The organism is Kitasatospora sp. NPDC006697 (assembly GCF_042869935.1).
Classification (GTDB): domain Bacteria; phylum Actinomycetota; class Actinomycetes; order Streptomycetales; family Streptomycetaceae; genus Kitasatospora.
In genome coordinates this window covers 157339-181645 of record NZ_JBIAGU010000011.1, presented here as the reverse complement: position 1 = coordinate 181645, position 24307 = coordinate 157339, and the positions used below count along the sequence as shown (strand labels likewise).

Annotated in this window: 25 protein-coding genes; 12 read left to right on the top strand and 13 right to left on the bottom strand. The window is 74.4% G+C overall.

The annotated features are described in order from the left end of the window. Positions 1-173 precede the first annotated feature (173 nt). Genes ACFYNO_RS17770 through ACFYNO_RS17760 form a run of 3 tightly spaced genes read right to left on the bottom strand, consistent with a single transcriptional unit; the run spans position 174 to position 2845 of the window. A complete protein-coding gene (locus ACFYNO_RS17770) occupies positions 174-1007 on the bottom strand; it encodes a ketose-bisphosphate aldolase (protein ID WP_388012363.1) in 834 nt (277 codons plus the stop codon). 24 nt (positions 1008-1031) lie between these two features. After that, complete coding sequence (locus tag ACFYNO_RS17765) at positions 1032-1961, bottom strand: 1-phosphofructokinase family hexose kinase (RefSeq protein WP_388012360.1); 930 nt, start codon at positions 1959-1961, stop codon at positions 1032-1034. Beyond that, the gene (locus tag ACFYNO_RS17760; protein WP_388012357.1) at positions 1958-2845 is read right to left on the bottom strand and encodes an SIS domain-containing protein; all 888 of its coding nucleotides are present in this window, start codon (positions 2843-2845) and stop codon (positions 1958-1960) included. Before ACFYNO_RS17760 ends, ACFYNO_RS17765 begins: the two co-directional genes overlap by 4 nt. Positions 2846-3035: 190 nt before the next feature. Between ACFYNO_RS17760 and ACFYNO_RS17755 the strand changes: the two genes are divergently transcribed. After that, entirely contained in the window at positions 3036-3878 is an 843-nt protein-coding gene (locus ACFYNO_RS17755; RefSeq protein ID WP_388012354.1) for an alpha/beta fold hydrolase, read from the top strand. 102 nt (positions 3879-3980) lie between these two features. On the opposite strand, the gene ACFYNO_RS17750 is transcribed toward ACFYNO_RS17755, so the two are convergent. From ACFYNO_RS17750 to ACFYNO_RS17740, 3 genes are all read right to left on the bottom strand, one after another. Beyond that, on the bottom strand, positions 3981-5054 hold the full coding sequence (locus tag ACFYNO_RS17750; RefSeq protein ID WP_388012351.1) for a hypothetical protein: 1074 nt from the start codon (positions 5052-5054) through the stop codon (positions 3981-3983). 396 nt (positions 5055-5450) lie between these two features. Next, the gene (locus ACFYNO_RS17745; protein ID WP_388012348.1) at positions 5451-8108 is read right to left on the bottom strand and encodes a SpoIIE family protein phosphatase; all 2658 of its coding nucleotides are present in this window, start codon (positions 8106-8108) and stop codon (positions 5451-5453) included. A 45-nt stretch (positions 8109-8153) separates the two neighbouring features. Further along, positions 8154-9269: an AraC family transcriptional regulator gene (locus tag ACFYNO_RS17740; RefSeq protein WP_388012345.1), complete on the bottom strand. Its 1116-nt coding sequence runs from the start codon at positions 9267-9269 to the stop codon at positions 8154-8156. A gap of 197 nt (positions 9270-9466) precedes the next feature. Here ACFYNO_RS17740 and ACFYNO_RS17735 point away from each other — a divergent pair, with 197 nt between their 5' ends. The 3 genes from ACFYNO_RS17735 (at position 9467) to ACFYNO_RS17725 (ending at position 10794) form a co-directional block, all read left to right on the top strand. Beyond that, positions 9467-9838: a recombinase family protein gene (locus ACFYNO_RS17735; RefSeq protein ID WP_388012342.1), complete on the top strand. Its 372-nt coding sequence runs from the start codon at positions 9467-9469 to the stop codon at positions 9836-9838. Next, positions 9835-10194: a hypothetical protein gene (locus tag ACFYNO_RS17730; protein ID WP_388012339.1), complete on the top strand. Its 360-nt coding sequence runs from the start codon at positions 9835-9837 to the stop codon at positions 10192-10194. The genes ACFYNO_RS17735 and ACFYNO_RS17730 overlap by 4 nt, the downstream gene beginning before the upstream one ends. 219 nt (positions 10195-10413) lie before the next feature. Continuing rightward, positions 10414-10794, top strand: a complete 381-nt coding sequence (locus ACFYNO_RS17725; RefSeq protein WP_388012336.1) for a hypothetical protein — start codon at positions 10414-10416, stop codon at positions 10792-10794. Here ACFYNO_RS17725 and ACFYNO_RS17720 read toward each other — a convergent pair. The 3 genes from ACFYNO_RS17720 to ACFYNO_RS17710 are packed head-to-tail and all read right to left on the bottom strand — an operon-like array spanning position 10791 to position 12388. Further along, complete coding sequence (locus tag ACFYNO_RS17720; protein ID WP_388012333.1) at positions 10791-11543, bottom strand: leucine-rich repeat domain-containing protein; 753 nt, start codon at positions 11541-11543, stop codon at positions 10791-10793. The genes ACFYNO_RS17725 and ACFYNO_RS17720 overlap by 4 nt on opposite strands. Before the next feature lie 48 nt (positions 11544-11591). Beyond that, on the bottom strand, positions 11592-12005 hold the full coding sequence (locus tag ACFYNO_RS17715) for a hypothetical protein (protein WP_388012330.1): 414 nt from the start codon (positions 12003-12005) through the stop codon (positions 11592-11594). Continuing rightward, positions 12002-12388 (bottom strand): nuclear transport factor 2 family protein, encoded by a 387-nt coding sequence (locus ACFYNO_RS17710; protein ID WP_388012327.1) that lies wholly within the window; start codon positions 12386-12388, stop codon positions 12002-12004. Before ACFYNO_RS17710 ends, ACFYNO_RS17715 begins: the two co-directional genes overlap by 4 nt. A gap of 77 nt (positions 12389-12465) precedes the next feature. Between ACFYNO_RS17710 and ACFYNO_RS17705 the strand changes: the two genes are divergently transcribed. The 4 genes from ACFYNO_RS17705 (at position 12466) to ACFYNO_RS17690 (ending at position 15066) form a co-directional block, all read left to right on the top strand. Next, the gene (locus tag ACFYNO_RS17705) at positions 12466-12966 is read left to right on the top strand and encodes a winged helix-turn-helix transcriptional regulator (RefSeq protein ID WP_388012324.1); all 501 of its coding nucleotides are present in this window, start codon (positions 12466-12468) and stop codon (positions 12964-12966) included. Positions 12967-13048: 82 nt separating this feature from the next. Further along, entirely contained in the window at positions 13049-13573 is a 525-nt protein-coding gene (locus tag ACFYNO_RS17700) for a hypothetical protein (protein ID WP_388012321.1), read from the top strand. A 38-nt stretch (positions 13574-13611) separates the two neighbouring features. Next, positions 13612-14253, top strand: a complete 642-nt coding sequence (locus ACFYNO_RS17695; protein ID WP_388012318.1) for a LysE family translocator — start codon at positions 13612-13614, stop codon at positions 14251-14253. A gap of 129 nt (positions 14254-14382) precedes the next feature. Next, a complete protein-coding gene (locus ACFYNO_RS17690; RefSeq protein ID WP_388012315.1) occupies positions 14383-15066 on the top strand; it encodes a ribonuclease H in 684 nt (227 codons plus the stop codon). 58 nt (positions 15067-15124) lie between these two features. Here ACFYNO_RS17690 and ACFYNO_RS17685 read toward each other — a convergent pair whose 3' ends face one another. From ACFYNO_RS17685 to ACFYNO_RS17670, 4 genes are all read right to left on the bottom strand, one after another. After that, positions 15125-16264 carry a cytochrome P450 gene (locus tag ACFYNO_RS17685; RefSeq protein WP_388012312.1) on the bottom strand — a complete coding sequence of 380 codons (1140 nt, stop codon included), beginning with the start codon at positions 16262-16264 and terminating at the stop codon, positions 15125-15127. A 172-nt stretch (positions 16265-16436) separates the two neighbouring features. After that, positions 16437-17180, bottom strand: coding sequence for an amino acid ABC transporter ATP-binding protein (locus tag ACFYNO_RS17680; RefSeq protein WP_388012309.1), 744 nt, complete (start codon positions 17178-17180; stop codon positions 16437-16439). Then, positions 17173-17937 (bottom strand): amino acid ABC transporter permease, encoded by a 765-nt coding sequence (locus ACFYNO_RS17675; protein WP_388012306.1) that lies wholly within the window; start codon positions 17935-17937, stop codon positions 17173-17175. Before ACFYNO_RS17675 ends, ACFYNO_RS17680 begins: the two co-directional genes overlap by 8 nt. Before the next feature lie 15 nt (positions 17938-17952). Continuing rightward, a complete protein-coding gene (locus ACFYNO_RS17670; protein ID WP_388012303.1) occupies positions 17953-18825 on the bottom strand; it encodes an ABC transporter substrate-binding protein in 873 nt (290 codons plus the stop codon). 679 nt (positions 18826-19504) lie between these two features. On the opposite strand from ACFYNO_RS17670, the gene ACFYNO_RS17665 reads away from it, so the two are divergent. The 4 genes from ACFYNO_RS17665 (at position 19505) to ACFYNO_RS17650 (ending at position 24304) form a co-directional block, all read left to right on the top strand. Then, the gene (locus ACFYNO_RS17665; RefSeq protein WP_388012300.1) at positions 19505-20452 is read left to right on the top strand and encodes a TauD/TfdA dioxygenase family protein; all 948 of its coding nucleotides are present in this window, start codon (positions 19505-19507) and stop codon (positions 20450-20452) included. A gap of 74 nt (positions 20453-20526) precedes the next feature. Continuing rightward, positions 20527-21723, top strand: a complete 1197-nt coding sequence (locus ACFYNO_RS17660; RefSeq protein ID WP_388012297.1) for an ROK family protein — start codon at positions 20527-20529, stop codon at positions 21721-21723. 47 nt (positions 21724-21770) lie between these two features. Next, on the top strand, positions 21771-23357 hold the full coding sequence (locus ACFYNO_RS17655) for an ABC transporter substrate-binding protein (RefSeq protein ID WP_388012294.1): 1587 nt from the start codon (positions 21771-21773) through the stop codon (positions 23355-23357). Positions 23358-23359: 2 nt separating this feature from the next. Next, entirely contained in the window at positions 23360-24304 is a 945-nt protein-coding gene (locus ACFYNO_RS17650; protein ID WP_388012291.1) for an ABC transporter permease, read from the top strand. The last annotated feature ends 3 nt before the right edge of the window (positions 24305-24307 follow it).

Sequence of the window (24307 nt, the reverse complement as noted above, 5' to 3'; positions counted from 1 at the left end):
GCCCGTGAGCGGCCCGCCCGGGTCAGGGCGGTGCCGCTCACGGGCGTCGGTAGGGCGTCGGGGCCACGGAGACCCGTCGTCCCTGGTCACCGGCGGGGCGGGGAGCTGGTCCTGCAGGCCGTCGGGCAGCGCGATGACGGTGGAGTGGTGGCCGGTCGAGGGCGGAGGCGGGCTCAGCCGCGCAGGATCCCGCACAGCCGGGCGACCTCGGTCGCGGTCGCCTCCCGCGCCGGGCCCAGGTAGCGGCGGGTGTCCACCAGCACGGGGGCCGCCGCCAGCACCTCGCGCACGGTCGCGGTGAAGACGCTGTTGAGGTGGGTGGCGATGTTGACCTTGGTCATGCCGCGGCGCACGGCCTCGCCCAGGTGCTCGTCCGCGACGCCCGAGGAGCCGTGCAGCACCAGCGGCACCGGCACGGTGGCCCGCAGTGCGGCGATCAGCTCGAAGTCGAGCGCGGCGTCCCGGGTGAGCATCGCGTGCGAGCTGCCGACGGCGACGGCGAGCGCGTCCACGCCGGTGGCGGCGACGAACTCGGCCGCCTCGCCCGGGTCGGTGCGCACGCCGGGCGCGTGCACCCCGTCCTTGCCGCCCACCTCGCCGAGCTCCGCCTCGACCCAGCAGCCGGCGGCGTGGCAGCGCTCCACCACCTCGGCGGTCGCCCGCACGTTCTCCTGGTACTCCAGCGTGGAGGCGTCGAACATCACCGAGCCGAAGCCCAGCGCGACAGCCTCGGCGACCAGCTCCGCGGAGGTGGCGTGGTCCAGGTGGACGGCGACCGGTACGGCGGCCGCCTCGGCGATGGCCAGGGTGGCGCGGCCGATCGCGGTCAGCGAGCCGTGGTAGCGGACGGCGTTCTCGCTGATCTGCAGCACCACCGCCGCGCCCGCGGCCTCGGCCCCGGCGACGATGGCCTGGGCGAGTTCGAGCTGGATGACGTTGAAGGCGCCGAGGCCGCGGCCGTGGGCCGCCGCCTCGGCGACCAGCTCGCCGGTTCCGATCAGGGGCATGGCAGGACTCCTCGGTGCTGACGGTCAGTCGGGTATGCGGTCGAACGGGAGGACGGCCACCTGCTCGCACAGCCGCCGGTAGAGCCCGGCGTCGTAGCTCCCGGCGAGCGGCGCGGCGACGGCGGCCGCCGACAGCGCCACGGCGCGGGCCAGCAGGGCGGGCCAGGGCAGGCCCGCCACCAGCCCGGCGGCCAGCGCCGCCACGGCGGCGTCCCCGGCGCCGGTGGGGTTGCCGGTGATCCGCGCCGGCGGCCGGGCGCGCCAGCTCCCCTCGGGCGTGACGGCCAGCAGGCCCTCGGCCCCGAGCGAGGCGATCACGCTCCCGGCGCCGGCGGCGCGCAGCCGGGCGATCGCCGCCGGCGGGTCCGACTCGCCGGTGGTGGCGGCCAGTTCGTCGGCGTTCGGCTTGATCAGGGTGGGCCGCTCGGGCAGTGCCGCGAGCAGCGGCTCGCCCTCGGCGTCCAGCAGCACGGGCAGCCCGCGCCGCCGGGCGATCCGCAGCAGCTGTGCGTAGCCGTCCGCCGGCACGCCGGGCGGCAGGCTGCCGCTGAGCACCACGGCGTCGGCGCCGGCCGCGAGCGGGGCGAAGGAGCCGGTGAACCGGGCCCATTCGGCGGGCGTGACCTGTGGTCCGGGCTCGAGCAGCATGGTGGTCCGGTCGGCCCGCCGGTCCACCACCGCGACCGTGCGGCGGCTCTCCGCGGCGACCTCGGCCATCGCGTCGGGCAGCCCGGCGGCGGCGAGTTCACGGCGCAGGGCGCGCCCGGTCGCGCCGCCGGCCAGTCCGGTGACGGTGGTGTCCACGCCCAGCGCCCGCAGCACCCGGGAGACGTTGACCCCCTTGCCGCCGGCCCGTTCGGCCACCTCGGCCACCCGGGTGCTGGCGCCGACCCGCAGGCCGTCCACGCCGTAGGTCAGGTCCAGCGCGGCGTTGAGGGTGACGGTGAGGATCATGCGCCGGTGGGCTGGGCGAGGACGATGGAGCGGGTGAGGTTGCGGGGCTGGTCGGGGTCCAGGCCCTGGGCCTCGGCGAGGGCGACGGCCAGGCGCTGGGCGCGGACCAGGTCGGCCAGCGGGTCGAGGTCGCTGAGCACCGCGGTGGCGCCGGTGGCGGCGATCTGCTCGAGCAGCCCGTCGGGTGCCTGGCCGAAGATCCACACCAGCCGGCCGGGGGCGCTGATGCTGATCGGGCCGTGGCGGTACTCCATCGCCGGGTAGGACTCGGTCCAGGCGCCGGCGGCCTCGCGCAGCTTGAGGGCGGCCTCGTTGGCCAGGCCGATGGTCCAGCCGGTGCCCAGGAAGGTGATCTGGCCGGCGGCGAGGGCCGCGGCGGGCAGGTCTTCGGCGGCGGCGAGGGCCGCCTGCTCGGGCAGGTCGGCGGGGGTCAGGCCCAGGCTGCTGCGCAGCAGGACCAGGGCGGTGGTGGCGAAGCGGGTCTGGACCACGGACTTCTCGTCGGCGAAGGAGAGGTCCACCACGGTGTCGGCGGCGCCGGTGACCGGGGTGTCCAGGTCGCCGGTGAGCGCGGTCGTGGCAAGGCCGGCCGCGCGGGCCCGGGCGAGCGCGTCCAGCACCTCGGTGGTGGTGCCGGAACGCGTGATCGCCACCAGCCGGTCATAGCGCCGGGCGGCCGGGTACTCGGAGGCGGCGAACGCGTCGGTCTCGCCCTGGCCGGAGCCCTCGCGCAGCACGGCGTAGGCCTGCGCGATGTAGAGCGAGGTGCCGCAGCCGACGACGGCCACGCGCTCGCCCGTGGCCGGGAGGCCCGCCGGCTCGAGCTCCGTCGCGCGCCGCCAGCAGTCCGGCTGGCTGGCGATCTCGGTGGCGACATGGGTCATGGGGCGGTTCCTTCCACGGCATGCCGCTCGATGCGGCCGGACTGCTTAAAGCTGATTCTTTTATAGTGCAAACGAGCACGTTTGAGCAATCACCCGTGGAGCGAGCCGTTCGGCCCGCGACCGATGAGTCCGGGGAGGCCGGTTCGTCTCAGCTGACGACCGGGAAGCTGGAACTGGGAAGGAGCCGGACATGCGGATCAGGGCCAACGGTGTCGAGCTGTGCGTGGAGACCACCGGGGAGCCGGCGGATCCGCCGGTGCTGCTGATCGGGATCACGGTGCAGAGCTGGCCGGACGAGCTGTGCGCGGCACTGGCCGGGCGGTACGTGGTCCGCTACGACCTGCGGGACACCGGCCGTTCGGCCTTCGTCGATCCGGAGGCACCCGGCTACGGCCTGCGCGACCTGGTGGCGGACGCCTCGGAGCTGCTGGTGGCGCTGGGGCTGGGGCGGGCGCACGTGGTCGGGCTGGGCGTCGGCGGTTTCGTCGCGCAACTGCTCGCGCTGGACCACCCCGAGCAGGTCGCCTCGCTGACCCTGGTCTCCACCCGCCCGGTCGCCCCGGGCCCGGCCGACCCGGACCTGCCCGGCCACGACCCTGCGGTCATGGGGCAGCTCTTCGGGCATCCGGAGCCGGACTGGTCGGACCGGGGCAGCGTGGTCGACTACCTCACCGCCGCCGCGCGGCTGACGTCCGGCTCGGCCGGCTTCGACGAGCAGGAGGCCCGGGCGGCCGCCGGCGCCGTCTTCGACCGCTCGGCCCCCACCGCGAAGGCCCAGCGCGCGAGCCACCTGGGCACCGTCTTCGCGGCCCTGGACTGCGGGCCGCGCTGGCGCGAGCGGCTGGGGCGGATCACCGCGCCGACCCTGGTGGTGCACGGGGACGAGGATCCGTTCTTCCCGCACGGCAACGGGGCCGCCCTGGCCGCCGAGATCCCGGGTGCCACCCTGCTCACCCTGCCGGGCATGGGGCAGGGCCTCCCGCGCCCCACCTGGCCGGTGGTGGTGGACGCCCTGCTGCGCCACACCTCCTGACGGTCGATCGGCTCGGCCCGCCGCCGCACCGGAGCCGGACGCACCGCTGCCCGGCGGCTCCGACCTGGGGTCGGGGGCGCCGGGCAGCGGCAGGAGGCGGGATCAGTGCAGGATCGCGTGGGTGATCGCGCAGGAGTGGGTGTCGTTCGACCAGCTGGCCTGCTCGGTGAAGGTGCCGGTGCCCATGGCCACGTTGGCCGCGCCGCCGGCCTGGCCCGCGTTGATCCAGGCGCACTCGTCCGAGTTCTCCTCGCCGGTGCTCGGGTTGGTCCACCCGCCGGCCGGGAACTGGTCGGACATCATCTCGTGCCACTCGTGGCCCAGGGTCATCGTCCAACCGTCCAGCGTGCCGGGCGAGTTGACGAAGCCGACGCCGCAGGAGGCGCCCATGTCCATGTTGTACGGCTGGTTGCTGAAGGCCAGCGGGCCGTACGGGGAGCTGACCGCGCCGCCGGTGAGCGTGGAGTCACCGGTGTAGTCGTGCCAGGCGCAGTAGTTGTTGAAGTAGCCGTCCGGGTTGGTGTTGTGCGGCGAGAGGATCACGTAGTACGTGTGCCGGTTCGAGGCGGCGGTGGTCTTGCCGAAGTGCGCGGCCGCCTTGACCGCCTCCGCGCCGAGCTGGTGGCCGGTGGCCGCACTCGGCGAGGCCGCCGAATTGTCGTACCAGACGCCGGCGAGCACGCCGCCGGTCTGGTAGGGCACGAAGCTGGCGGTCGACGGGCAGCTGCTGGCGCCGGCGGACACGTTCGGGCCGTCGCACCACTGGGTCAGGTCGGCGGACCACTTCTCGCCGCCGGTGCCGATGCCCTTGAACATCTTCTGGGTGGCGGCCGCGGCGCCGTCGGGGTCCTTGCTGAAGGTGGTGTTGCCGCCGCTGTCGGTCCCCGCGGTACCCCATTGGGTGCCGTAGAACACCAAGTACACCTGCGAGTGGCCGTCGTTCACGCCGACGCCGCTGATGCCGCCGCCGTAGGTCAGGTCGTTGGCGTTGGCCAGCTTGGCGCGGTTGGCCGCGGCCTTGTCGACCGTGGTCATCACGCCGTGGCGGGCGTGGGCGGCCGGGGCCTCCTGGGCCGAGGCCGGGGTGACGGCCAGGAAGGCACCCGCGGCGAGCGAGAGCGCGGCGACACCGGTGAGTGCGGCGCGGGCCGTGCCGCGGAAGGTGGGGTTACCCATTGTGGGGGAGGTTCCTCTCTGGACGGAGCCGCATCGCGGGGGTGGGCGGTGCGGTCGATCAGGCGGTGCGAGGAGCGGCGGCGGGCAGCACCGGGCCGCGCCCGTGCGTCGTGAGGCAGTGCGTTGCTCAGGGCAGTGCGTTGCTCAGGGCAGGGCGCGGCCGTGGTCGGAGGCCGTGGATCGCAGAGGCACGGCCACTCCGACTCCCTTGGGGGAACCGGTGTTCCGGTTCCGGTGCGGGGTCGGGGCGGCTCGCCGTGAATCGAGGAAAGCAGAGTTGTCAGCACGCAGTCAATGCTGTGGACACGGTGGAAATCCCGGGCCTCGTTAATTAACACAACGAAGTGGCCAAGGGTCCGTCAGGTCACGCGCGGATTTCCGAAAGCTGACCGGCCGTCAGCTCACCGTGCCGTCCGGCAGAGGGAGTTCGCACCAGATCACCTTGCCCTCGGCGGTGTACCGGGTGCCCCAGCGGTGCGCGAGCTGGGCGACCAGGAAGATCCCCCGGCCGCCCTCGTCGGTGGTCGCCGCCCACCGCAGGTGCGGCGCGGTACTGCTGCCGTCGGCCACCTCGCAGACCAGGCTGGTGTCGTAGAGCAGCCGCACCCGCACCGGCACGGTGGCGTACCGGATGGCATTGGTGACCAGCTCGCTGAGGATCAGCTCGGTGGCGAACCCCAGCTCCTCCAGCCCCCAGTGCGCCAGCCGCTCGGCCGCCGCGGCCCGGACCCGCGCCACGGCCGCCGGGTCGATCGGCACCTCCCACTCGGCGGCCCGGTCGGCGCTCAGCAGCCCCGTCCGGGCGACCAGCAGCGCCACGTCGTCGGCCGGGTGCCCGACCAGCATGGAGCGGGTCACCGCCTGGCAGATCTCCTCCGGCGTGCCCCGGGCGTGCTCGGCCAGCACCGTGCGCAGCCGCTCCAGCCCGACGTCGATGTCGCGGCCCCGGCTCTCCACCAGCCCGTCGGTGAAGAGCACCAGGCCGGAGCCGCCCGGCAGCCGCAGCTCGGTGGTCTCGAACGGGTGGCCGCCGATGCCCAGCGGCGGCGAGACCGCCACCTCGGGGTAGTCCACCGTGCCATCCGGCGCGATCAGCGCGGGGCGCAGGTGGCCGGCCCGGGCCAGCGCGCAGTCGCCGGTCACCGGGTCGTAGACCGCGTAGACGCAGGTGGAGCCGGAGATCTCCAGCCCGGTGTTCTCCTCGTCCAGCTGGGCGACCAGCTCGTCCAGCCGCCCCAGCACCTCGTCCGGCGGCAGGTCCAGCGCGCTGAAGTTGCGGATGGTGGTGCGCAGCCGGCCCATCGCCACGGCCGCGTTGATGCCGTGGCCGACCACGTCGCCGACCACCAGCGCGGTCCGGAAGCCGGGCAGCGGGATCACGTCGAACCAGTCCCCGCCCACCCCGGCGTGGGCCGGCAGGTAGCGGTAGGCGACCTCCAGCGCGGTGCGCTCCGGCAGGGTGCGCGGCAGCAGGCTGTGCTGCAGCGCCACCGCCAGGCCGTGCTCCCGGGTGTAGCGGCGGGCGTTGTCGATCGAGACGGCGGCCCGGGCGGCCAGCTCCTCGGCCAGCACCAGGTCGTCGGGCTCGAACGGCCGCCCGTCCGGCGCGCGCCGGAACTCCACCACCCCGAGCACCGCCCCGCGCACCGGCAGCGGCGCCACCAGCGCCCGGGGCTGCTCCCCCGCCTCCGGCACCGCGACGCCCAGCAGCAGCGCCCGCTCGCCCGGCGAGCCCTCGCCGAGCTGGAAGGTGGCGCCGACCGGCACCGGCTCCGCAGCGCCGATCGCCCCGCGCACCGCCATCCGCCGCAGCTGCCCGCCCGCGCCCTCCGGCTCCTCGCCCTTGGTGACCAGGTCCAGCAGGTCCACCGCCGCCCCGTCGGCGAAGCCGCCCCGGGCCACCTCGGCCAGCTCCTCGCAGGTGCGGGTCATGTCCAGGGTCCGGCCGATCCGCATGCCCGCCTCGTGCAGGAGCCGGCTGCGCCGCCCGGCGGCGGCCACCCGGCTGGTCAGCTCGTGCAGCTCGGTGGAGTCGCGCAGCGTCACCACGGTGCTGGGCAGGCCGCCGTACGGGGCGGTGGGCCGCTTGTTGATCGCCAGCAGCCGGTCGCCGGCCGGCTGGATCGCGTCGGTGACGTCGCCGTCCGAGGCCAGCAGCGCCGCGGTGTCCGGGTCCAGGCCGAGCTCGGCGAGCGGGCGCTGCTCGGCGTCGGCGGGCAGGTCGAGCAGCCGCCGCGCCTCGTCGTTGGCAAGCAGCAGCACCCCGTCCGCGCCGATGATCAGCACGCCCTCGCGGACGGCGTGCAGCACCGCGTTGTGGTGGTCGTACATCCGGGCCAGCTCGGTCGGCCCCAGCCCCCGGGTCTGGCGCTGCAGCCGGCGGGCCGCGAAGGCGGTGCCGATCGCCGCCAGCAGCACCGCGGCCCCGGCGGCGGCGAGCAGCACCTGGACGTGCGAGCCGACCACCGAGTTGACCTTGCTGACGGTGATGTTGACGGCCACCACGCCCTCGGGCGCGCCGTTCGGCCCGAAGATCGGCACGGCGGTCGCGATCGAGTGGTAGCCGGACTGGTCGACGTCGAAGGTGACCGTCCGCCCGGCGAGCAGCCGCGGCAGCACCTCCCGGGTCACCTCGGGCGGCGGGGTGTAGGGCTTGCCGACGTAGTCGGGGTAGGGCGAGGTCAGCTGCACGAAGGAGGTGTTGATCACCACCACCGAGTCCACCCCGGTGGCCTGCCGCACCGCCTCGGCCTGCGGCTGCAGCACCGCGGACGGGTCCGGGCTCTGCAGCGCCGCCACCACCCCGGCCGAGTGCGCGAAGGTCGCCGCCACGCTGTGGGTGACCCGCCGGGCGTCGGTCTCGGCGCTGGACCGCGCCTGCAGCACCATCGCGGTGACGGCGCCGGCTACCAGCAGCAGCACGATGACCAGTTCCACCAGGAAGATCCGGCCGGCCAGGTTGTGCACCGAGAGCAGCGAGCGAGCGCCGCCGATCTCCCGCGTCGGCGTCGCACCGCGGTCACGGTGCGACGGGGTACGGCGCCGGAGGCTCACCACACCCCATCATCGGCATCCGCCGTGCCCTCCCGCAACGCGCGCTCACCCGTCCCGGCCTGCGGCGGGACCCTCGCCGTCGGCCTGTGCCAGGGCCCGCCGCAGCTCCAGCGGCGCCACGCCGTGCCAGCGCCGCACGGCGCGCCGCAGCGCCCGCTCGTCGGCGAACCCGACCCGGCGGGCGACCTCGCGCAGCGTCACCGCCGGGTCGCGCAGCAGCCGCTCGGCCTCGGCCCGGCGCACCCCGTCCACCACCGCCTCGTAGGTGGTGCCGGACTCGGCGAGCCGGCGGCGCAGGGTGCGCTCGCTGACCGCCTGCCGGCGGGCCTGCTCGGCGATCGGGGGCGGGTGGGGCAGAGCGCTCGCGATGGACAGCTCCAGGGCGGAGGTCAGCGCCTGCCGCACGGGCCGCTCGCGCCGGGCGGCGGACTCGGCCTCCAGCATGGCCACGGTGGCGCTGAGCACCCGCGGGTCCCGGGTCGGCATCGGGGCGCGGGCCCAGTTCGCGGCGACCAGGCAGCGGTTGGCGGGCGCGCCGAACCGCACCGGGCAGCGGAACAGGGCGCTGTGCGGGCCGTCGTCCGCCGGCCGCGGGTAGGCGAGTTCGACGGCCAGCGGGGCGAAGCCGGCGCCGAGGCCGTGCCGGATGAAGGTGACGGTGTTGGCCAGCGCCTCGTCGACCAGGAAGACGGCGACCCCCGGGTCCGGTTCCGGGGCGGGCAGCTCGACCCTCAGCGCGAACTCGCCGCCGTCGGCGCCGGGCCGCTCGGCGGTGAAGCGCACCATCGCGCCGGCCAGGTCCTGGTAGCGGATGCCGAGCTCGACCGCGTCCCACATGGTCTCGGCGGCCAGCAGCGCGAAGCCGACCTGGCCGCGGGCGGTCAGGCTCTGCCCGGCGCCGACGGCCAGCCCGAGCTGCGGATCCCCGGTCAGCTCCAGCGCCCGCCGGATCACCGCCGTGCCCTGCCGGTGCGAGATCCGCAGCTCGGCGCGGTGCAGCAGCTCCGGGCCGAGGCCGACCGCGTCCAGCGCGGGCTGCAGGTCGATGCCACGCTCCGTGACCGTGGAGATCAGATACCAGAGGATGCTGGGGCGGATCGTCGCGGCGTCGGCACACGCCTTCCCAGCTGGGGCTGCCGGTGGGAGGCTGTTCGACGTCATGCTGCACCGCTTCCGGGACACGTCCCCCCGAAGGCCCACTATACGGGCGGCGGCCACGCAGCGTGGCCGCCGAGGCCCGCAGCCAGGCCGGTGCGGCCCTGCCCGGCGGGGCGCGGTCTGCGTACCGTCGGCGGTACCGAACGGACCCCGCCCGCTCGGTTGCGCGCCGGGCGGGCCGTCAGAGGGAGCAGCCCCCCATGCACTCCTCCGGCACCGCTGCCGTGTTGCGCCCGGCGGCCTACCTGCGTGCCATCCCGGCCAGGCCCGGGGCAGCGGACCTCCAGCGGGAGGCGCTGCGCCACTTCGCCGCCCAGCTGGGCCTGCCGGTCCCGGCGTACTTCCTCGACGACGGCCTGCCACCGGCCGCCGGCCTGCCACCGCAGCCCGGCTTCGAGGCGCTGGTCCGGTCGGTGCTGGACGGGACGCACCGGATGCTGCTGATCCCCGGCCCCTGGGTGCTGGCGGCGGGCGAGGGCCGGGTGCAGGTGGCGATGCGGCTGCTCACGGCGGCCGGCTGCACCCGGATCCTGGCCCTGCCCGGGCAGCGCCCCGCCCGGCCGCGGCCGTGACGACCGTGCCGCACCTGCCGCCACGCTCCCCGCGCTCGGGCGCGGCGGCGATGTACCTGCGCTGCTACCCGTACGACCAGTGGCACATGTCGGCCCACCGCGAGGCCGTCCACCGCTTCGCCGGACTGCGCGGGGTGCGCGACCCGCTGGTCTTCCTGGACAACGGCTACCGCGCCGGCGAGCCCCGCCCGGCCCTGCGCCGGCTGCTGCACGAGATCCGCCACGGGCGGCTGGACGTGGTGCTGGTGCCCGGCTGGTTCGTCTTCGCGCTGGACGACGCGGTGGCGGCCCTGATCGCCGGCCGGATCACCGCCACCGGCTGCCGGCTCTGGGAGCTGCCGCCGCGCACGGCCTAACGGGGCGTTCGTGTACCATCCTCGCGGTCGACGTACAGGTGTACCGGGGTGGGGGCGGCGTGTTCAGGGGTTCTGCGGTGGCGGTGGCGATGGCGGTGCTGGCGGCCGGCTCGGTCCTGGCGGGGTGCTCGGCGTCCGAGCGCAAGGCGGCGCAGCCCGCGCCGGTGGCCGTCAAGTCCCGGGCGGACGCGGAGGCCTGGATGCCAGGTCTTCGGCCAGGTGCGGGACGCGGCCGCGCCGCAGGGCGAGCCGGGCATCCCGACGACCTGGTTCGTCAAGTGCCGGGGCACCGTGACGACGGCCCAGCCGCAGGAGCCGTACGTGCTGAACTTCTCCGCCCTGCTCGACGTCCCGCCCGCCCAGCGGGTGGGCGTGGTGCGGCGGGTCCGGGACGCGCTCGGCGCCCGGGGGCTGACGATCAGCCAGTACCAGGAGTCCCCGCCGAAGTCCGCCACCGACGTGCCGACCGCCTCCTTCCGCGCCGACCACGGCACCGAGGGCAGCGCCGACCACTACACCGTGCTGCTGGACAGCGGCTACCCCGGCACGGCGGTCTCGGTCGCCGTCAGCACGCCCTGCCTGGCGCCGACGGCTGCCTAGCCTCGGTACCCGGCGGCGGGCTGCAGCAGGCGCGGGCCGCCGGTGTGCGGCTGCCGGAGGTAGCCCTCGGGCGGCGTCGGCAGCGCCTCGACGCACTGCGCCGAGCAGGCGTTGACCAGCAGCGGCAGCACGTCGGCGGAGGAGGTGCGCAGCGAGATCCAGACCTGGCGCAGGTCCGCCGCGGCCACCGGGCCGTCGCAGACGCTGCAGCTGCGGATCGCCGTCGCACCCCGGCGTCCCGGGTCCAGGTCGGCGAGGTCGGCGAGGTCGGCGGCTTCAGCCCGCGAGAGCTCGGGGAACGGCGGGCGGTACTTGCGGTTGCCGTACAGCGCGCGGGTGCTGACGGTGCTGCGCTTCAAAGCGGGGCAGCGGGTCAGCTCGTAGGGGAACCAGTGCAGCCGGTACGAGGTGTACGGGGTGAACTCCTCCAGGCCGGCCATGGCGCCGATCTCCGGCGGTATCCGGACCAGGTTGCTGCCGTACAGCGACAGGTGCTTGACGGCGGTGAGCCTGGCGATGCTCGGCGGCAGGGTGACGATCTGGCGCCGCTGCTCATTGCTGAGCTCGCGCAGCGGCTCGAACAGCTCCCGCCGGTCGGCGGCGGCCTCCTCCACCAGCTCGAGCAGCCGCAGCCAGCCGGGCGCGGTGGGGTCCTGACGCTCGGCGTGGAAGCTGGTGGACTCCACCGGCTCCTCGTACTCCTCGCCCTCGTCCAGGCAGCGGCAGTCGTCGGTCCGTCTCTCGGTCATGCGCCCAGACGCTAGCAGCGGGGGTTTGGCAGTGAGCGGCGGACGGCCTCAGTCGTCGAACCACACGACGAGGCGCACGTTGTCGTCACCGTGCTGTGCCGCGAGTTCCTTCATGGCATCCCAGACGGGCCGCCATTCGCCGCTCTCGGTGACGGCGTCCCTGCGGCGGAGGGTGACAGAACGGTAGAGGGTGTCCCCGACAAGCCATTCACTGCCTTCGGGCCACTCCCGCACGTCGCCCCGTTCGAGACCCATGGCCCCGGCGAAGGCCGGGTTCCAGGCGGCTTTGCCGAAGAGCCTGAGCCCGTCCGGGGTCTGGCGGTATTCGTGGAGCCTGCTGTCGGGCTTCTCCGCGGGCTCGTCCCAGTCGACCGCCTTCACCTCGGCCCAGCTGATCCAGGTGGTGCCGTGGAAGCCACTGTCGCCGTACCACTCGGTCAGCCGCGCGAACCGCGCGCTCACGGCGGCCGAGGCATCGGCGGGCAGACCCCGGCCCGCGGCCAGGGGGCGGAAGTTCGCGTAGTTGCGGACGCCGAAGAGACAGCCGAACGCATCGTAGTCACGCCCCCCGTAATGTCGAGACGGACCACCACGGTGGTGTTCCACGGCCAGCCGCGCACCACCACGTCCCGGACCGTGGAGCGCAGTGTCGGGAACCGTTCCATCAGCTCGCCGAACCATCGCTCGAAGGCGTCCCGGCCGGTGAGGCGGGCGCTCACCGGGGTGTCACCGTGGAAGTGGAAGTGCAGGTCGGGGGCGGCGGCGCCGACGGCCGCGCGGTAGTTCCCCGCGTTGACCTGGCGCCAGAGCGAGCGGACCCGGGCGCGCGTGATCGCGTGGTACATGGCAACAACCTCCGTGCTCGTCCTGGTGCTCACGCCAGGCGGGTGCCTTGCAACATGCAAGGGACTAGGCCGGCGGTGTGGACCGCAACCGCTTCGCCGCCATTCACTGCTCGGTCGCCCGCGCCGCCGGGGCCGTCGCCGACCCCTGGACCCTGCTGGTGCTGCGGGACCTCTTCCTCGGGCTGCGCCGCTTCGAGGAGTTGCGCCAGGACCTGGGCATCGCGACCAACATCCTCACCGACCGGCTCGACCGGCTGGTGGCCGAAGGCCTCGCCGAGCGCCGGCCGTACAGCAGCCATCCGCTGCGCCACGAGTACCACCTCACCCCGGCCGGCGAGGACCTGCACGGTGTCGTGCTGGCGCTGCTCGCCTGGGGCGACAGGCACCGGGCGGGCGGGGACGGTGTGCCGCTGGTGCCCGAGCACACGGTGTGCGGGCATCCGGCGGTGGCGACGGTGGTCTGCGACCACTGCGGGGGCACGCTCACGGCGGACAGCGTCAGCTACCGCCCCGGGCCCGGCGGGCGGCAGGCGCCGGGGACCTCGCTGGTGGCGACGCGGCTGGCGCACGGGGACTGACGCTCCCTCGGACTGGCTGCGGGCCGGGCCGGTGCGCGATCATGTGCGCGAGGCGACGGCGGTCCGGAGCGGGGGAGACGCGGTGGACGGGAACGTGGTGGCGCTGCTGGTCGCGGCGGTCGGCATGCTGGGCACGCTCACCTCACCGGTGATCGGCCAGCGGCTCACCGCCCGCACCAAGCGCGAGGAGGCCGAGGCGACCCACGAGCGCGCTCGCCGCGAGGCCGTGCACGGGGAGCGCAAGGCCGCGTACATCGCCTTCAACGCGGCCTCCCGGTGGTACCGGGTGGAGATGATGAACTTCCTGCACGCGGTCGACGAGGCGGCGGTCGGCGACACCGAGCGCACCGAGTTGCGCGCCTCCCGGCAGGCCTACCAGGCCGCCCTCGCCGAGATCCAGATCCTCGCCACCGACGAGGTGCTGGCCGCCGTCGGCGAGATCAGCACCCGCCTGACCCCGGCCTTCCACGCACTGAAGCGCCTGGAGATCGGCGCCCCGCTGCCCGGCTGGTCCTTCGCGGAGACCCGCGACTTCCTGCTCGGAGCCTGGGAGCACTGGTTGGCGATGCACCGGGTGATGCGCAGCGATCTGGGGCTGGAGGGCTGACGCTACCCGGCAGCAGCGGTCCGATAAACTGACCTTCCATGGCACTCAGCACCGCACTGTGGTCCTTCACGCTGGTCGTCGGCCTCCTGACCCTCACCCCCGGCCTGGACACCGCCCTGATCCTGCGCACCTCGGCGCTCGGGCGGCGGCGCCGGGCCTGGGGCACCGTCCTCGGCATCCAGACCGGCACCCTGATCTGGGGCGGCCTCACCTCGCTCGGCATCACCGCCCTGCTCACCGCCTCGCACCTGGCGTACGAGACGCTGCGCTGGGCGGGCGCCTGCTACCTGCTCTGGACGGGCGTCCGGATGGTCCTCAACTCCCGTCGCCCGCAGCCGAGTCGACCGTCTGCCGCGGAGGCCGGCGAGCCGGCGGTCGCGGACACCCTGGCCGGCGGCTGGCGCCAGGGCACCCTCACCAACCTGCTCAACCCGAAAATGGGCGCCTTCTACGTCGCCCTGCTCCCCCAGTTCATCCCCCCGGGCGTGCCGCACCTCAGCATGGGACTGCTGCTCACCTGCATCCACATCACCCTCGGCCTGCTCTGGTCGGCGGTGCTGATCGCCTTCACCCGCGTGGTCCGCGGCTGGCTCCGCAAGCCGCAGGCGCAGCGGGTGCTGGACCGGATCACGGGCACGGTGGTGGTGGGGTTCGGCATCCGGCTGGCGCTCGGCGAGTAGCGGAGGCTGCGCGGGTCGATGCCGGGCAGCGTGCGCTGCGAGACCTCGACCAGCGAGCGCGGGGTGGTGCGGCAGCCGCTCTCCCCCGCGATTTGCAGCCCCCCGCCCTCCACCTGGCATGATCGACACATGGTCGAACGAGTCATCGCAGCGTGTGACGGAGCCGCCAAGGGCAACCCCGGGCCGGCCGGGTGGGCGTACGTGGTCGCCGACGGCGACGCCGTGCCGCAGCGGTGGGAGTCCGGGGCGCTGGGGCACAGCACCAACAACATCGGCGAGCTGACCGCGCTCCAGCAGCTGCTCGCCTCGACGGACCCCGCCCTCCCGCTCGAGGTGCGGCTCGACAGCACGTACACCCGGGACGCCGTGACCAAGTGGCTCAAGGGGTGGAAGCGCAACGGCTGGAAGACGGCGGCGGGCAAGCCGGTGGCCAACCAGGAGCTGATCCAGCGGATCGACGCCCTGCTCGAAGGACGGGACGTCACCTTCGTCTACGTCGCCGCCCACCAGGTGAACGGCGATCCGCTGAACGCCATCGCGGACAAGGCCGCCAGCGATGCCGCGCGCACCCAGCAGGGGGCCTCCGGGACCGCCGCCGATCTGCCGGTGCCCGACCCGCAGGGCGCGACCGCAGCGACCGCCGGCGCCGCGAGCAAGCCGCGTCGCGCCGCCGCCAAGAGCGGTGGCACCGGCCGGACCCTCGCCGCCCGCTTCCCCGGGACCTGCCCGTGCGGGCGGGCCTACCCCAAGGGCGCCACGATCACCAAGGTCGGCGCGGGCTGGGGCCACCCGGAGTGTGCGACGGCCGGCTGAGCGAGGCGCGTCAGCGGCGCCAGTCCGGGGTTCTGCACGTAGGTGGCGCGCGGGTGCGTCAGCCGTTCCGGGCGCGCAGTTCGAGCAGGAACGGCGGAGGTGCCAGGGCGGAACCCAGTTGGGCCTCGCTGCCGAGGGGTTCGACGGTGATCCGGTAGCCGTCGAGGAGGTGGCCGAGCAGGTCCTCGACCAGCTCGGTGCTGAGCGTGGCGGCGGCGCAGGTGTACGGGCCCCAGCCGAACGGGAGGTAGGCGGGGGTGGGCGGCGGCGCCTCCCAGCGGGCGGGGCGGTAGGCCTCGGGGTCGTCCCAGTGGTCGGGGTGGCGGTGGGTCAGCCAGCTGCACACGGTGACGGTGTCGCCGGGCCGGAACTCCCGCTCGCCCAGCCGGTGTCCGGTGGCGACCCGGCGGTCGAAGAGCCAGGCCACCGGCCAGAGCCGCAGTGCCTCGCGGACCACCCAGGCGGGCCGGCGGCAGGGCTCCTCGGGGTGCAGGCCGAGCAGGTAGACCGACCAGGCGAGCAGGAAGGCCAGCGAGCCGGTCACCGACATGATGAACCCGACGTGGATCTCGGCCAGTTGGCGGTCGGTGGCCTCGGCCGGGGCGAGCCGGGCGACCAGCTCCAGCAGGTCGGCCGGCTCGCCGGTGCCGCTGCGGCGCTCGGCCGCGGCGACGGTCAGCAGCCGCATGGCGCGGGCCCGGTAGCGGGCGCGGGCCCACCCGCCGCCCCGGCCGTGGGCCGAGGCGAGCACCGAGCGCTCGACCATCTCCCGGACCAGGTCGTGCAGTTCGGGCGGGGCGGTGGGCGCGAGCAGCGCCTCGCCGAGGTGGTGGAGCAGCACCAGGTTCGCCGCGTCGGGCCAGTGGGTGGGCGGCCCGCCGGGTGCGAGCTCCCGCTCGATCAGGGCGGGCAGCTCGGCGCGCCGGCGCTGCGCCACCCGGCCGAGCAGCTCGCGGGCGCCGCGGCCGATGTCCACCTGCAGCGAGCGCGGACCGAGCTGGCCGAGCGAGCTCGCGAAGAAGTCCGAGTGCTCCACGAAGTGCCCGTCCCGGTTGCCGAGCACGGCCCTGGCCTCGGCCGGGTCCACCACCCAGAGCGCGCCGCCGGCCCGGGCGGCCGGGCCGCTGGTGCGGAAGCCGTGGGCGAGCCGGGCGAGCAGTTCGGGCCCGGCCGGCCACGGGGTGCTGCGTGGGTGCATGGCGGATCACCTCCTGCGCGGAGCCTCGGACGGCTGCGGGCCGGCTGCGGGCCGCCTGCACGGGATCGACTCGCCGCCTCCGACGTGGTTCCACAGTCTGCATGCCGCTCCGGGCCCGGGCAAGACAGCAGGTGACGGTTCGTCAGTTCGGATGCAGCGTCCGTTCGCCTGCTCACAGCACGTCCGCGAGGAACCGCCGCAGCCGCGCGCTCTCCGGCGCCGCGAACACCTGCTCCGGCGGTCCCGCCTCGACCACCGTGCCGCCGTCCATGAACGCGACCTGGTCCGCCGCCTCCCGGGCGAACCCCATCTCGTGCGTGACCACCACCATCGTCATCCCGGCCTGGCCCAGCTCCGCCATCAACCCCAGGACGCCCTTGACGAGTTCGGGGTCGAGCGCCGAGGTTGCCTCGTCGAAGAGCATCACCCGGGGCTCCATCGCCAGGGCGCGGGCGATCGCCACCCGCTGCTGCTGGCCGCCGGAGAGCCGGCCGGGCCGGAGCGCGGCCTTGTGGCGCAGGCCGACCAGGTCGAGCTGGTGCCGGGCCGCCTCGATCGCCTCCTCCTTGCCGAGCCCGCGCAGCCGGCGCAGCGGCAGGGTCAGGTTGCGCTCCACGCTGAGGTGCGGGAAGAGGTTGAACTGTTGGAAGACCATGCCGACTTGGCGCCGCAGTTGATCCGGGTCGCGGCGCAGCACGCTCTCGCCGTCGAGCAGCACATCGCCCCGGTCGGGCTCCAGCAGCCGGTTGACGGTGCGCAGCAGGGTGGACTTGCCGGAGCCGGACGGCCCGATCACGCAGAGCGTCTCGCCGCGCGGCACGTCGATGCTGCAGCCGCGCAGCACGGGGGTGCCGCCGAGTGCGAGGTGGAGGTCCCGGGTGGCCAGGCTGACCGGGGAGAACGGGGCGTCAGGCATGGGCGGCCTCCTCTTCGCTCGCGGCGGCCGGTTCCTCGGCGGCGCCGGCCGCCGGCCGGCCGGTCCGCAGGCGGCGGTCGACGACGTTGACCAGGTGGGTGAGCGGCACGGTGAGCACCAGGTAGAACAGGCCGGCCAGCACCAGCGCCGACTCGTTGCCGGTGTTGGCGGCCGCGTCCTGGCCGATCCGGAACAGGTCGCGCTGATCGGCCGTCAGGCCGAGGAAGTAGATCAGGCTGGAGTCCTTGACCAGCGAGATCAGCTGGTTGACCCAGGCGGGCAGCACCCGCCGCACGCCCTGCGGGATGATCACCAGCCGCATCGCGGCCGGGTAGCGGAAGCCGAGCGCGCGGGCCGCCTCCAGCTGGCCGCCCTCCACGCTCTGGATGCCGGAGCGGAAGATCTCGCCGAAGTAGGCGGCGGCGATCAGCGAGAGCGCCAGGATGCCGAGCGGGTACGGGTCCGGGCCCCAGATCGCCAGGCCCTGCGGGGCCAGGCCGACGCCGATCAGCAGGATGGTGACGGCGGCGGGCAGGCCGCGGAACACATCGGTGTAGAGCCGGGCCGGCCAGCGCAGCCAGCGCGCCCTGGCCGTCCCGGCGACCGCCAGCGGCAGCCCGAGCAGGGTGCCGGCGGCGGCGGAGGACGCCGCGAGGACCAGCGTGTTGGGCACGCCGGTGGTGAGCAGGTCGGAGAGCGCCGCGCGCATCGATGCCCAGTCGAAGAAGGTCTCCGCCAGGGTGCCGAGCTGGTCCACGTCAACGTCCCCCGGTCAGTTGGCGGTTGACGAGGCGGCGGGGCTCGCGCCGGTGACCGGCGGGAACTCCACCGAGCCGCTGCCCGGCTTGAAGTCCGCGGGCACCGGCCGGCCCGGGTAGTACTGCTCCTGCAGCCTGGTCCAGGTGCCGTCCTTGATCACCTCGTCCAGGCCCTTGTTGAGCGCGTCCAGCAGCTTGGCGCGGTCGTGCGCGACGGCGAAGGCGGTGGGCGCGGGGCTGAGCCGCTTCTGCGCGAGCGCCACCTTGCCGCCACTGTCCTTGGCGCTCTGCTCGCCGATCTCGGCGGGCGAGATCCAGGCGTCGGCGGTGCCGGACTTCAGCTGGTTGAGGGCGCTGTTGTAGTCGGGCACCCGGACCGGGTTGAGGCTGTTCTTGGTGGCGTAGTCGTCCTGCACCGTACCCTGGACCACCACCACGCGCTTGCCGGCGAGCTGGTCGAAGCTGCTGACCGGCGAGCCGGTGGGCACGTCGAGGCCGAAGTAGCCGAAGTCGTAGCCGTTGCTGAAGTCGACCGTCTTCTTCCGGGCCTCGGTGATGGTGATGGACGAACTGCCCACGTCGAACTTGTGGTTGGCGACCTGGGAGAGCAGCGCGGAGAAGTCGGTGGAGGCGAACTGCACCTTGAGGCCGGCCTTGGCGGCGACGGCCGTGAACAGGTCGTTGTCGAAGCCGGTGAACTTGCCGTCCTTGAGGTACACGTTCGGCGGGGCGTCGGAGAGCGTGCCGACGTGGAGGGTACCGGGCTCGATCAGCTGGTACGGGTTGGCGGCGGCGGCCGATCCGCCGGACGAACTGCTGCCGCACCCGGCGAGCGAGACGGCGGCGGCGAGGGCGGTGAGCGTGCTGAGGACCAGGCGCGGGCGCACGGGAGCTCCTGTGGGATGTGCGGGGCGGTGTGGGCATGGGCGTGCCGGGCCGTCCCGGGCGCGGATGCGCGCCGGGGGCGGCCGGAGGCAGGCGTGAACGGCCTTGCGCGGATCGGCGCTCGGCGCGGGGACGGCTATCGGGAGCCGGCTGAGAGGGGCAGCGGAGGCGCTGCGGGAGTGGCGGTGGTCAGTGAACGGCGCGACAGCTCATCGCCGTCACGCGGCGCAGGTCGACATGCCTGCGGGACACCAGATAACCAGCCATGCGGGCACTATGCGTGCTGATCATCCGCCGAGTCAAATCCGAACGGGCGACCGACGGCCGCCGGCCCGGGCCCGGATGTGACGCCGTGTTGCGGCCGGTGTCGGTCGATGGCGGTCCGATGGCAGGCACTCCCGGGGGCTTCCGGGCCGGCCCGGCGGCGGACTAAATTTCGCAGCGGAAATAACTCCGCCGAGCGTGCGGGCCGTTCCTGGCCCGCGGCCGGCCACTGCCGAGCCCGGAAGGAGGGCCGATGACCGCCGCCGTCCGCCGCAGCTGTCCGCCCTCCGCCGGCTGCCCGTGCTCCGCGCGTTCCTGACGCTCCGTCATCTCGCACCGCCGCTCCGCGCTCCCGGCCCGCCCGGGCGCGGCGGCCTGCGCCACCCGTTCCCCTCTCTCCCGATCAGAGGATCCGTCATGACCACTGCCACCGAACTCCGCCTCACCCCGGCCGCCGGCCGGATCGGCGCGATCGTCCACGATGTCCGCCTCGGCGGTGACCTGTCCGCCGAGACCACCGCCGCCATCGAGGCCGCGCTGTACGAGCACAAGGTGCTCTTCTTCCGCGGCCAGCAGCATCTGGACGACGCCGGGCACGAGGCCTTCGCCCGGCTTCTCGGCCACCCCGTGGGCCACCCCACCGTGCCCAGCGCGGACGGCCGCTACATCTTCGAGCTGGACGCCACCAAGGGCGTGCGGGCCAACAACTGGCACACCGACGTGACCTTCGTGCCCTCCTACCCGAAGGCGTCCATCCTGCGGGCGCTGGAGCTGCCCGCGGCCGGCGGCTCGACGGTCTGGGCCAATACCGCCGCCGCCTACCAGGACCTTCCGCCGGTGCTGAAGACCCTGGCGGACAGCCTGCGCGCCGTGCACACCAACGACTACGACTACGCCGCCAACCTGGCGCTCACCCCGGAGCTGGCCGAGAACCGCGAGGTCGCCGCGCTGTTCCGGCAGGTCTTCGTCTCCACCGCCTTCAAGACCGAGCACCCGGTGGTCCGGGTGCACCCGGTCACCGGCGAGCGCTCCCTGCTGCTCGGCGCCTTCGCGCAGCGCATCACCGGCGTCTCCGGCCCCGACAGCAAGGCGCTGATCACGCTCTTCCAGCGCTACGTGGAGCGGCTGGAGAACACCGTGCGCTGGGACTGGCAGGTCGGCGACGTGGCGATCTGGGACAACCGGGCCACCCAGCACTACGCCGTCAACGACTACGGCGACCAGCCGCGCCTGGTCCGCCGGATCACCCTGGACGGCGACCTGCCGGTGGGCGTGGACGGGGAGCCGAGCCGCCTGCTGGAGCCGGCCGACCCGCCGGCGGTGGCGGGCCTGGTCCCGGCCGAGCAGATCGCGCCGGCCGTCTGACCCATTCGACTCGTCTGTCCTGTCCGACCCGTCCCGCCCCGCCCCGCCCCGCCCCGCCCCGAGGAGCCCGACCGATGCCCGCCCCGGACCACCGGACCGCCCCGCGCACCGGCGACGACCGACGCGACACCAACGCGGCCACCGTGCTGCGCACGGTGCTGGACCACGGTCCGGCGGCCCGTGGCCGGATCGCGGCGCTCTCCGGGCTCAGCCCGGCGGCCGTCTCGCGCCAGGTGGCCACCCTCACCGGGCTCGGCCTGCTGCGCGAGCGGCCCGACCTGGCGGCCGGCGGCGGGGTCGGCCGGCCGCAGCTGCCGCTGGACATCGACACCGGGACCCTGGCGGTGGCCGGAGTGCACGTCGGCGTCCCGTTCTCCACCGTGGCGCTGCTGGACCTGCGCGGCAACGTGCTCTGCCAGGAGCAGTTGGACAACGGCGGCCGGACCGGGCCGGCGGTCCTGGAACCACTGCTGCGGCGGCTGCCCGCCTTCCTCGCGGCGGCGCGTCGTCCGCTGATCGGCCTCGGCGCCGTCTCCGGCGGCGCCGTCGACCCGGCGCGCGGCGTGACGGTCCGCCATGTCCCGCTGGATTGGCACGAGTTGCCGCTCGGGCCGATGCTGGCCGGGGCCACCGGCCTGCCGGTGCGGGTGGACAACCACGCCCGCGCGCTGGCCGAGACCGAGATCCTGTACGGTCTGCCGGCCGCCCGGCGCAGTCTGCTCCACCTCTTCGTCGGCCACGTGGTGGATGCCGCGCTGGGCATCGGCGGACTGGTCCACCTCGGCCACCGCTCGGCCACCGGCGACATCGCACACCTGCGGGTGGCGGGCAGCCGGGAGCCGTGCGACTGCGGCCGCCGGGGCTGTTTCGGCGCGGCCGCCTCCGACACCGCGCTCTACCGGGACGCGGCGGCCGCGGGAGTGATCGAGCGCCCGGACCGGAACCTGATGATCGCCGCCGTGCGGTCCGGGGACCGGCGCGCGGACCGGCTGGTGCTGCGCCGGGCCCGGATGATCGGGCAGGTGCTGGCCCTGCTGGTGGACGTCGTCAACCCCGAACTGGTGCTGCTCAGCGAGACCTTCGCCGTGCTGGACCCGCGCTACCTGGACGCGGTGCGGCACGAGGCGGCCCGCCGCTCCAGGCTCTTCCAGGAACCGGAGCAACTGATCGCGCAGCGCCGCGGCGAGGACACCCTGGCGGTGGCCGGCGGCACCCCGGTGCTCAGCGCCGTCTACCGCGACCCGCTGCGCACCGTCGGCCCACCACGCTGACCCCTTCTCTTCCACACACCCGTCCACCCGCACCCGAAGGGTCCGTCATGCCTGCCTCCACCTCCCCCTCGCCCCACGGTCCCTCCCGCCGCGCGCTGCTGCGCGCCACGGTCGCCGGCGTCGGCCTGGCGGCGCTGGCGGCCTGCCGCTCGGCCGCCGACACCGCCACCGCCGGCGCCGGCGGTTCCGCCGGGCCGCGCAGGGGCGGCACCCTGACCGTGGCGGCCGCGGTCGACTTCACCCCGGCGCTGCTCTTCTCGCAGAGCGCCAACACCCTGATCCACCGACTGGTCTTCAACACCCTCACCCGCTACGACGACCAGCTCCGGCCGCAGCCCGAGCTCGCCACCTCCTGGCAGCTCGCGGCGGACGGCCTGAGCATCACCCTGAAGCTGCGCGACGACGTGCACTTCCACAGCGGCCGCCAGTTCACCGCCGACGACGTGGTCTTCGCCGTCAAGAACCTCCAGGACGCGAGCCGCGCCGCCCAGTTGCGCTCGACGGCCGCGACCGTCACGGACTTCCGCAAGAACGGCGACCACGAGCTGACCCTGGTGCTCGCCCACCCGGTGAGCAACCTGTTCGACCTCTTCGAGTTCATGATCATCACCGACCCCGGCACGGTGGCCGACGCCCTGGCCGGCAAGCAGTTGGTCGGCACCGGCCCGTTCCGGTTCACCGGCCGGAACCCCGGCGCCTCGTTGAGCCTGAGCCGCAACCCGCAGTACTGGCGCCCGGACCGCCCCTACCTGGACGCCGTCGAGATCCGGATCATCCCGCAGGGCGACTCGCTGCTCTCCTCGCTGAGGACCGGCCAGAGCCAACTCACCTACGACCTGGCGGGCAAGGACGCCGCCGCCCTCAAGAGCAGCCCGGACTACCGGATCCAGCAGTACGCCACCGGCGCCGGCGCGGTCTACATCGGTGCGGACGTGACCGCTCCCCAACTCGCCGACAAGCGGGTGCGGCAGGCGATCGCCTGGGCGGTGGACCGGGACCGCCTGGTGCAGCAGGCGCTCGGCGGGTACGGGCTGGCCTCCGCCGCGCCCTGGCCCAAGTCCTCCCCCGCCTACACCGACGCCAACGCCTCCCACTACACCCACAACCCCGACAAGGCACGGCAGTTGCTCAAGGATGCGGGCGTCGGCGGGCTCTCGCTGCCGTTCGCCCACGCCAACACCCCTGGCTCCACCGCGATCGCGCAGATCCTGCAGTACGACCTCAAGCAGGTCGGCATCGACACCGTGCTGCAGCCCACCGACACGGCGACCATGCAGAAGCAGCTGATCGCGCAGTCCATGCCCGCGCTCTGGACGCTCAGCCACTCCTTCGCCCAGGCGCACCCCGCCACCCTGGCGGTGAGCGCCTACCCGTTCAACGAGGCGAAGAACACCTCGCACTTCAGCTCCCCCGCCTACACCGAGCTGGTGCGGAGCGCCTGGCAGCGCGCGGACAGCGACGGTCCGCAGGCCCAGGCGCTCTACCAGCGGGTCACCGACACCCTGCTGGAGGAGGAGTTCGTGATCGACCTGGCGATCGCGGGGCTGATCGAGGTCTCCACCGCGAAGGTGCGCGGCGCCACCCTCAACCGGTACAGCTACCTGAACCTCGACGACGCCTACCTGACGGCCTGACGATGCGCTCCTACCTGCTGCGACGCCTGCCCTCCGGGCTGCTGGTCCTGCTGCTGGCGTCCTTCACCGTCTTCCTGATCCTACGGCTGATCCCCGGTGATCCGGCCAGCTCGCTGGCCGGGCCGGACGCCGGTCCGGCGGGTGTGGCCGCCGTCCGGGCCCAACTCGGCCTGGACCGGCCGCTGCTCGGCCAGTACCTGCACTGGCTCGGCCAGTTGGCCACCGGCCGGCTCGGTCCGAGCTACGCGATCGGTGGCCAGGTGGCCGACCTGATCGGCAACGGTCTCGGCAACACCGTCGAACTCACCCTGGCGGCACTGCTGCTGGTCGTGGCCCTGGCGCTGCCGCTGGGCGTGCTGGGCGCCGCCACCCGGCACCGGCCGCTCGCCGCGGCGGTGCGGGCCGCCACCACCGCCGTGCTCGCCGTGCCACCGTTCGTCACGGGCGTGCTGCTGGTCCTGCTGTTCGCGGTCACGCTGCGGCTGCTGCCCGCCGGCGGCCACGAGTCCATCATCCAGCAGCCCGACCTGGGCGTGCAGTACCTGCTGCTGCCGGCCGTCTGCCTGGCCCTGCCGAGCGCCGCGATCCTGGCCCGGTACCTCACGGACAGTCTGGAGCGGGCGCTGGACGAGGACTACGTGCGCACCGCCACCGCGCTGGGCGTCTCGCGGCGCCGGATCGTCTGGCGGCACGCGCTGCCCAACGCGCTGCCGCCCGCGGTCACCGTGCTGGGCCTGCAGTTCGGCCAACTCCTGGGCGGCACGGTGCTGGTGGAGGCCATCTTCGCCTGGCCCGGGCTCGGCCAGCTGGCCGAGCAGGGCGTGCTGCGCCGGGACTACCCGGTGGTGCAGGACCTCCTCCTGCTGCTGGTCGCCGTCCATGTCGCCATCCAGCTGCTCACCGACCTGGTGTACGCGTGGCTGGACCCCCGGATCCGGTGGGAGTGATCC

Coding starts and splice junctions, on each gene's coding strand:
- ACFYNO_RS17770 (WP_388012363.1), bottom strand. CDS start 1,007: ATGCCCCTGATCGGAACCGGCGAGCTGGTCGCCGAGGCGGCGGCCCAC.
- ACFYNO_RS17765 (WP_388012360.1), bottom strand. CDS start 1,961: ATGATCCTCACCGTCACCCTCAACGCCGCGCTGGACCTGACCTACGGC.
- ACFYNO_RS17760 (WP_388012357.1), bottom strand. CDS start 2,845: ATGACCCATGTCGCCACCGAGATCGCCAGCCAGCCGGACTGCTGGCGG.
- ACFYNO_RS17755 (WP_388012354.1), top strand. CDS start 3,036: ATGCGGATCAGGGCCAACGGTGTCGAGCTGTGCGTGGAGACCACCGGG.
- ACFYNO_RS17750 (WP_388012351.1), bottom strand. CDS start 5,054: ATGGGTAACCCCACCTTCCGCGGCACGGCCCGCGCCGCACTCACCGGT.
- ACFYNO_RS17740 (WP_388012345.1), bottom strand. CDS start 9,269: ATGACGTCGAACAGCCTCCCACCGGCAGCCCCAGCTGGGAAGGCGTGT.
- ACFYNO_RS17735 (WP_388012342.1), top strand. CDS start 9,467: ATGCACTCCTCCGGCACCGCTGCCGTGTTGCGCCCGGCGGCCTACCTG.
- ACFYNO_RS17720 (WP_388012333.1), bottom strand. CDS start 11,543: ATGACCGAGAGACGGACCGACGACTGCCGCTGCCTGGACGAGGGCGAG.
- ACFYNO_RS17710 (WP_388012327.1), bottom strand. CDS start 12,388: ATGTACCACGCGATCACGCGCGCCCGGGTCCGCTCGCTCTGGCGCCAG.
- ACFYNO_RS17695 (WP_388012318.1), top strand. CDS start 13,612: ATGGCACTCAGCACCGCACTGTGGTCCTTCACGCTGGTCGTCGGCCTC.
- ACFYNO_RS17690 (WP_388012315.1), top strand. CDS start 14,383: ATGGTCGAACGAGTCATCGCAGCGTGTGACGGAGCCGCCAAGGGCAAC.
- ACFYNO_RS17685 (WP_388012312.1), bottom strand. CDS start 16,264: ATGCACCCACGCAGCACCCCGTGGCCGGCCGGGCCCGAACTGCTCGCC.
- ACFYNO_RS17680 (WP_388012309.1), bottom strand. CDS start 17,180: ATGCCTGACGCCCCGTTCTCCCCGGTCAGCCTGGCCACCCGGGACCTC.
- ACFYNO_RS17665 (WP_388012300.1), top strand. CDS start 19,505: ATGACCACTGCCACCGAACTCCGCCTCACCCCGGCCGCCGGCCGGATC.
- ACFYNO_RS17660 (WP_388012297.1), top strand. CDS start 20,527: ATGCCCGCCCCGGACCACCGGACCGCCCCGCGCACCGGCGACGACCGA.
- ACFYNO_RS17655 (WP_388012294.1), top strand. CDS start 21,771: ATGCCTGCCTCCACCTCCCCCTCGCCCCACGGTCCCTCCCGCCGCGCG.
- ACFYNO_RS17650 (WP_388012291.1), top strand. CDS start 23,360: ATGCGCTCCTACCTGCTGCGACGCCTGCCCTCCGGGCTGCTGGTCCTG.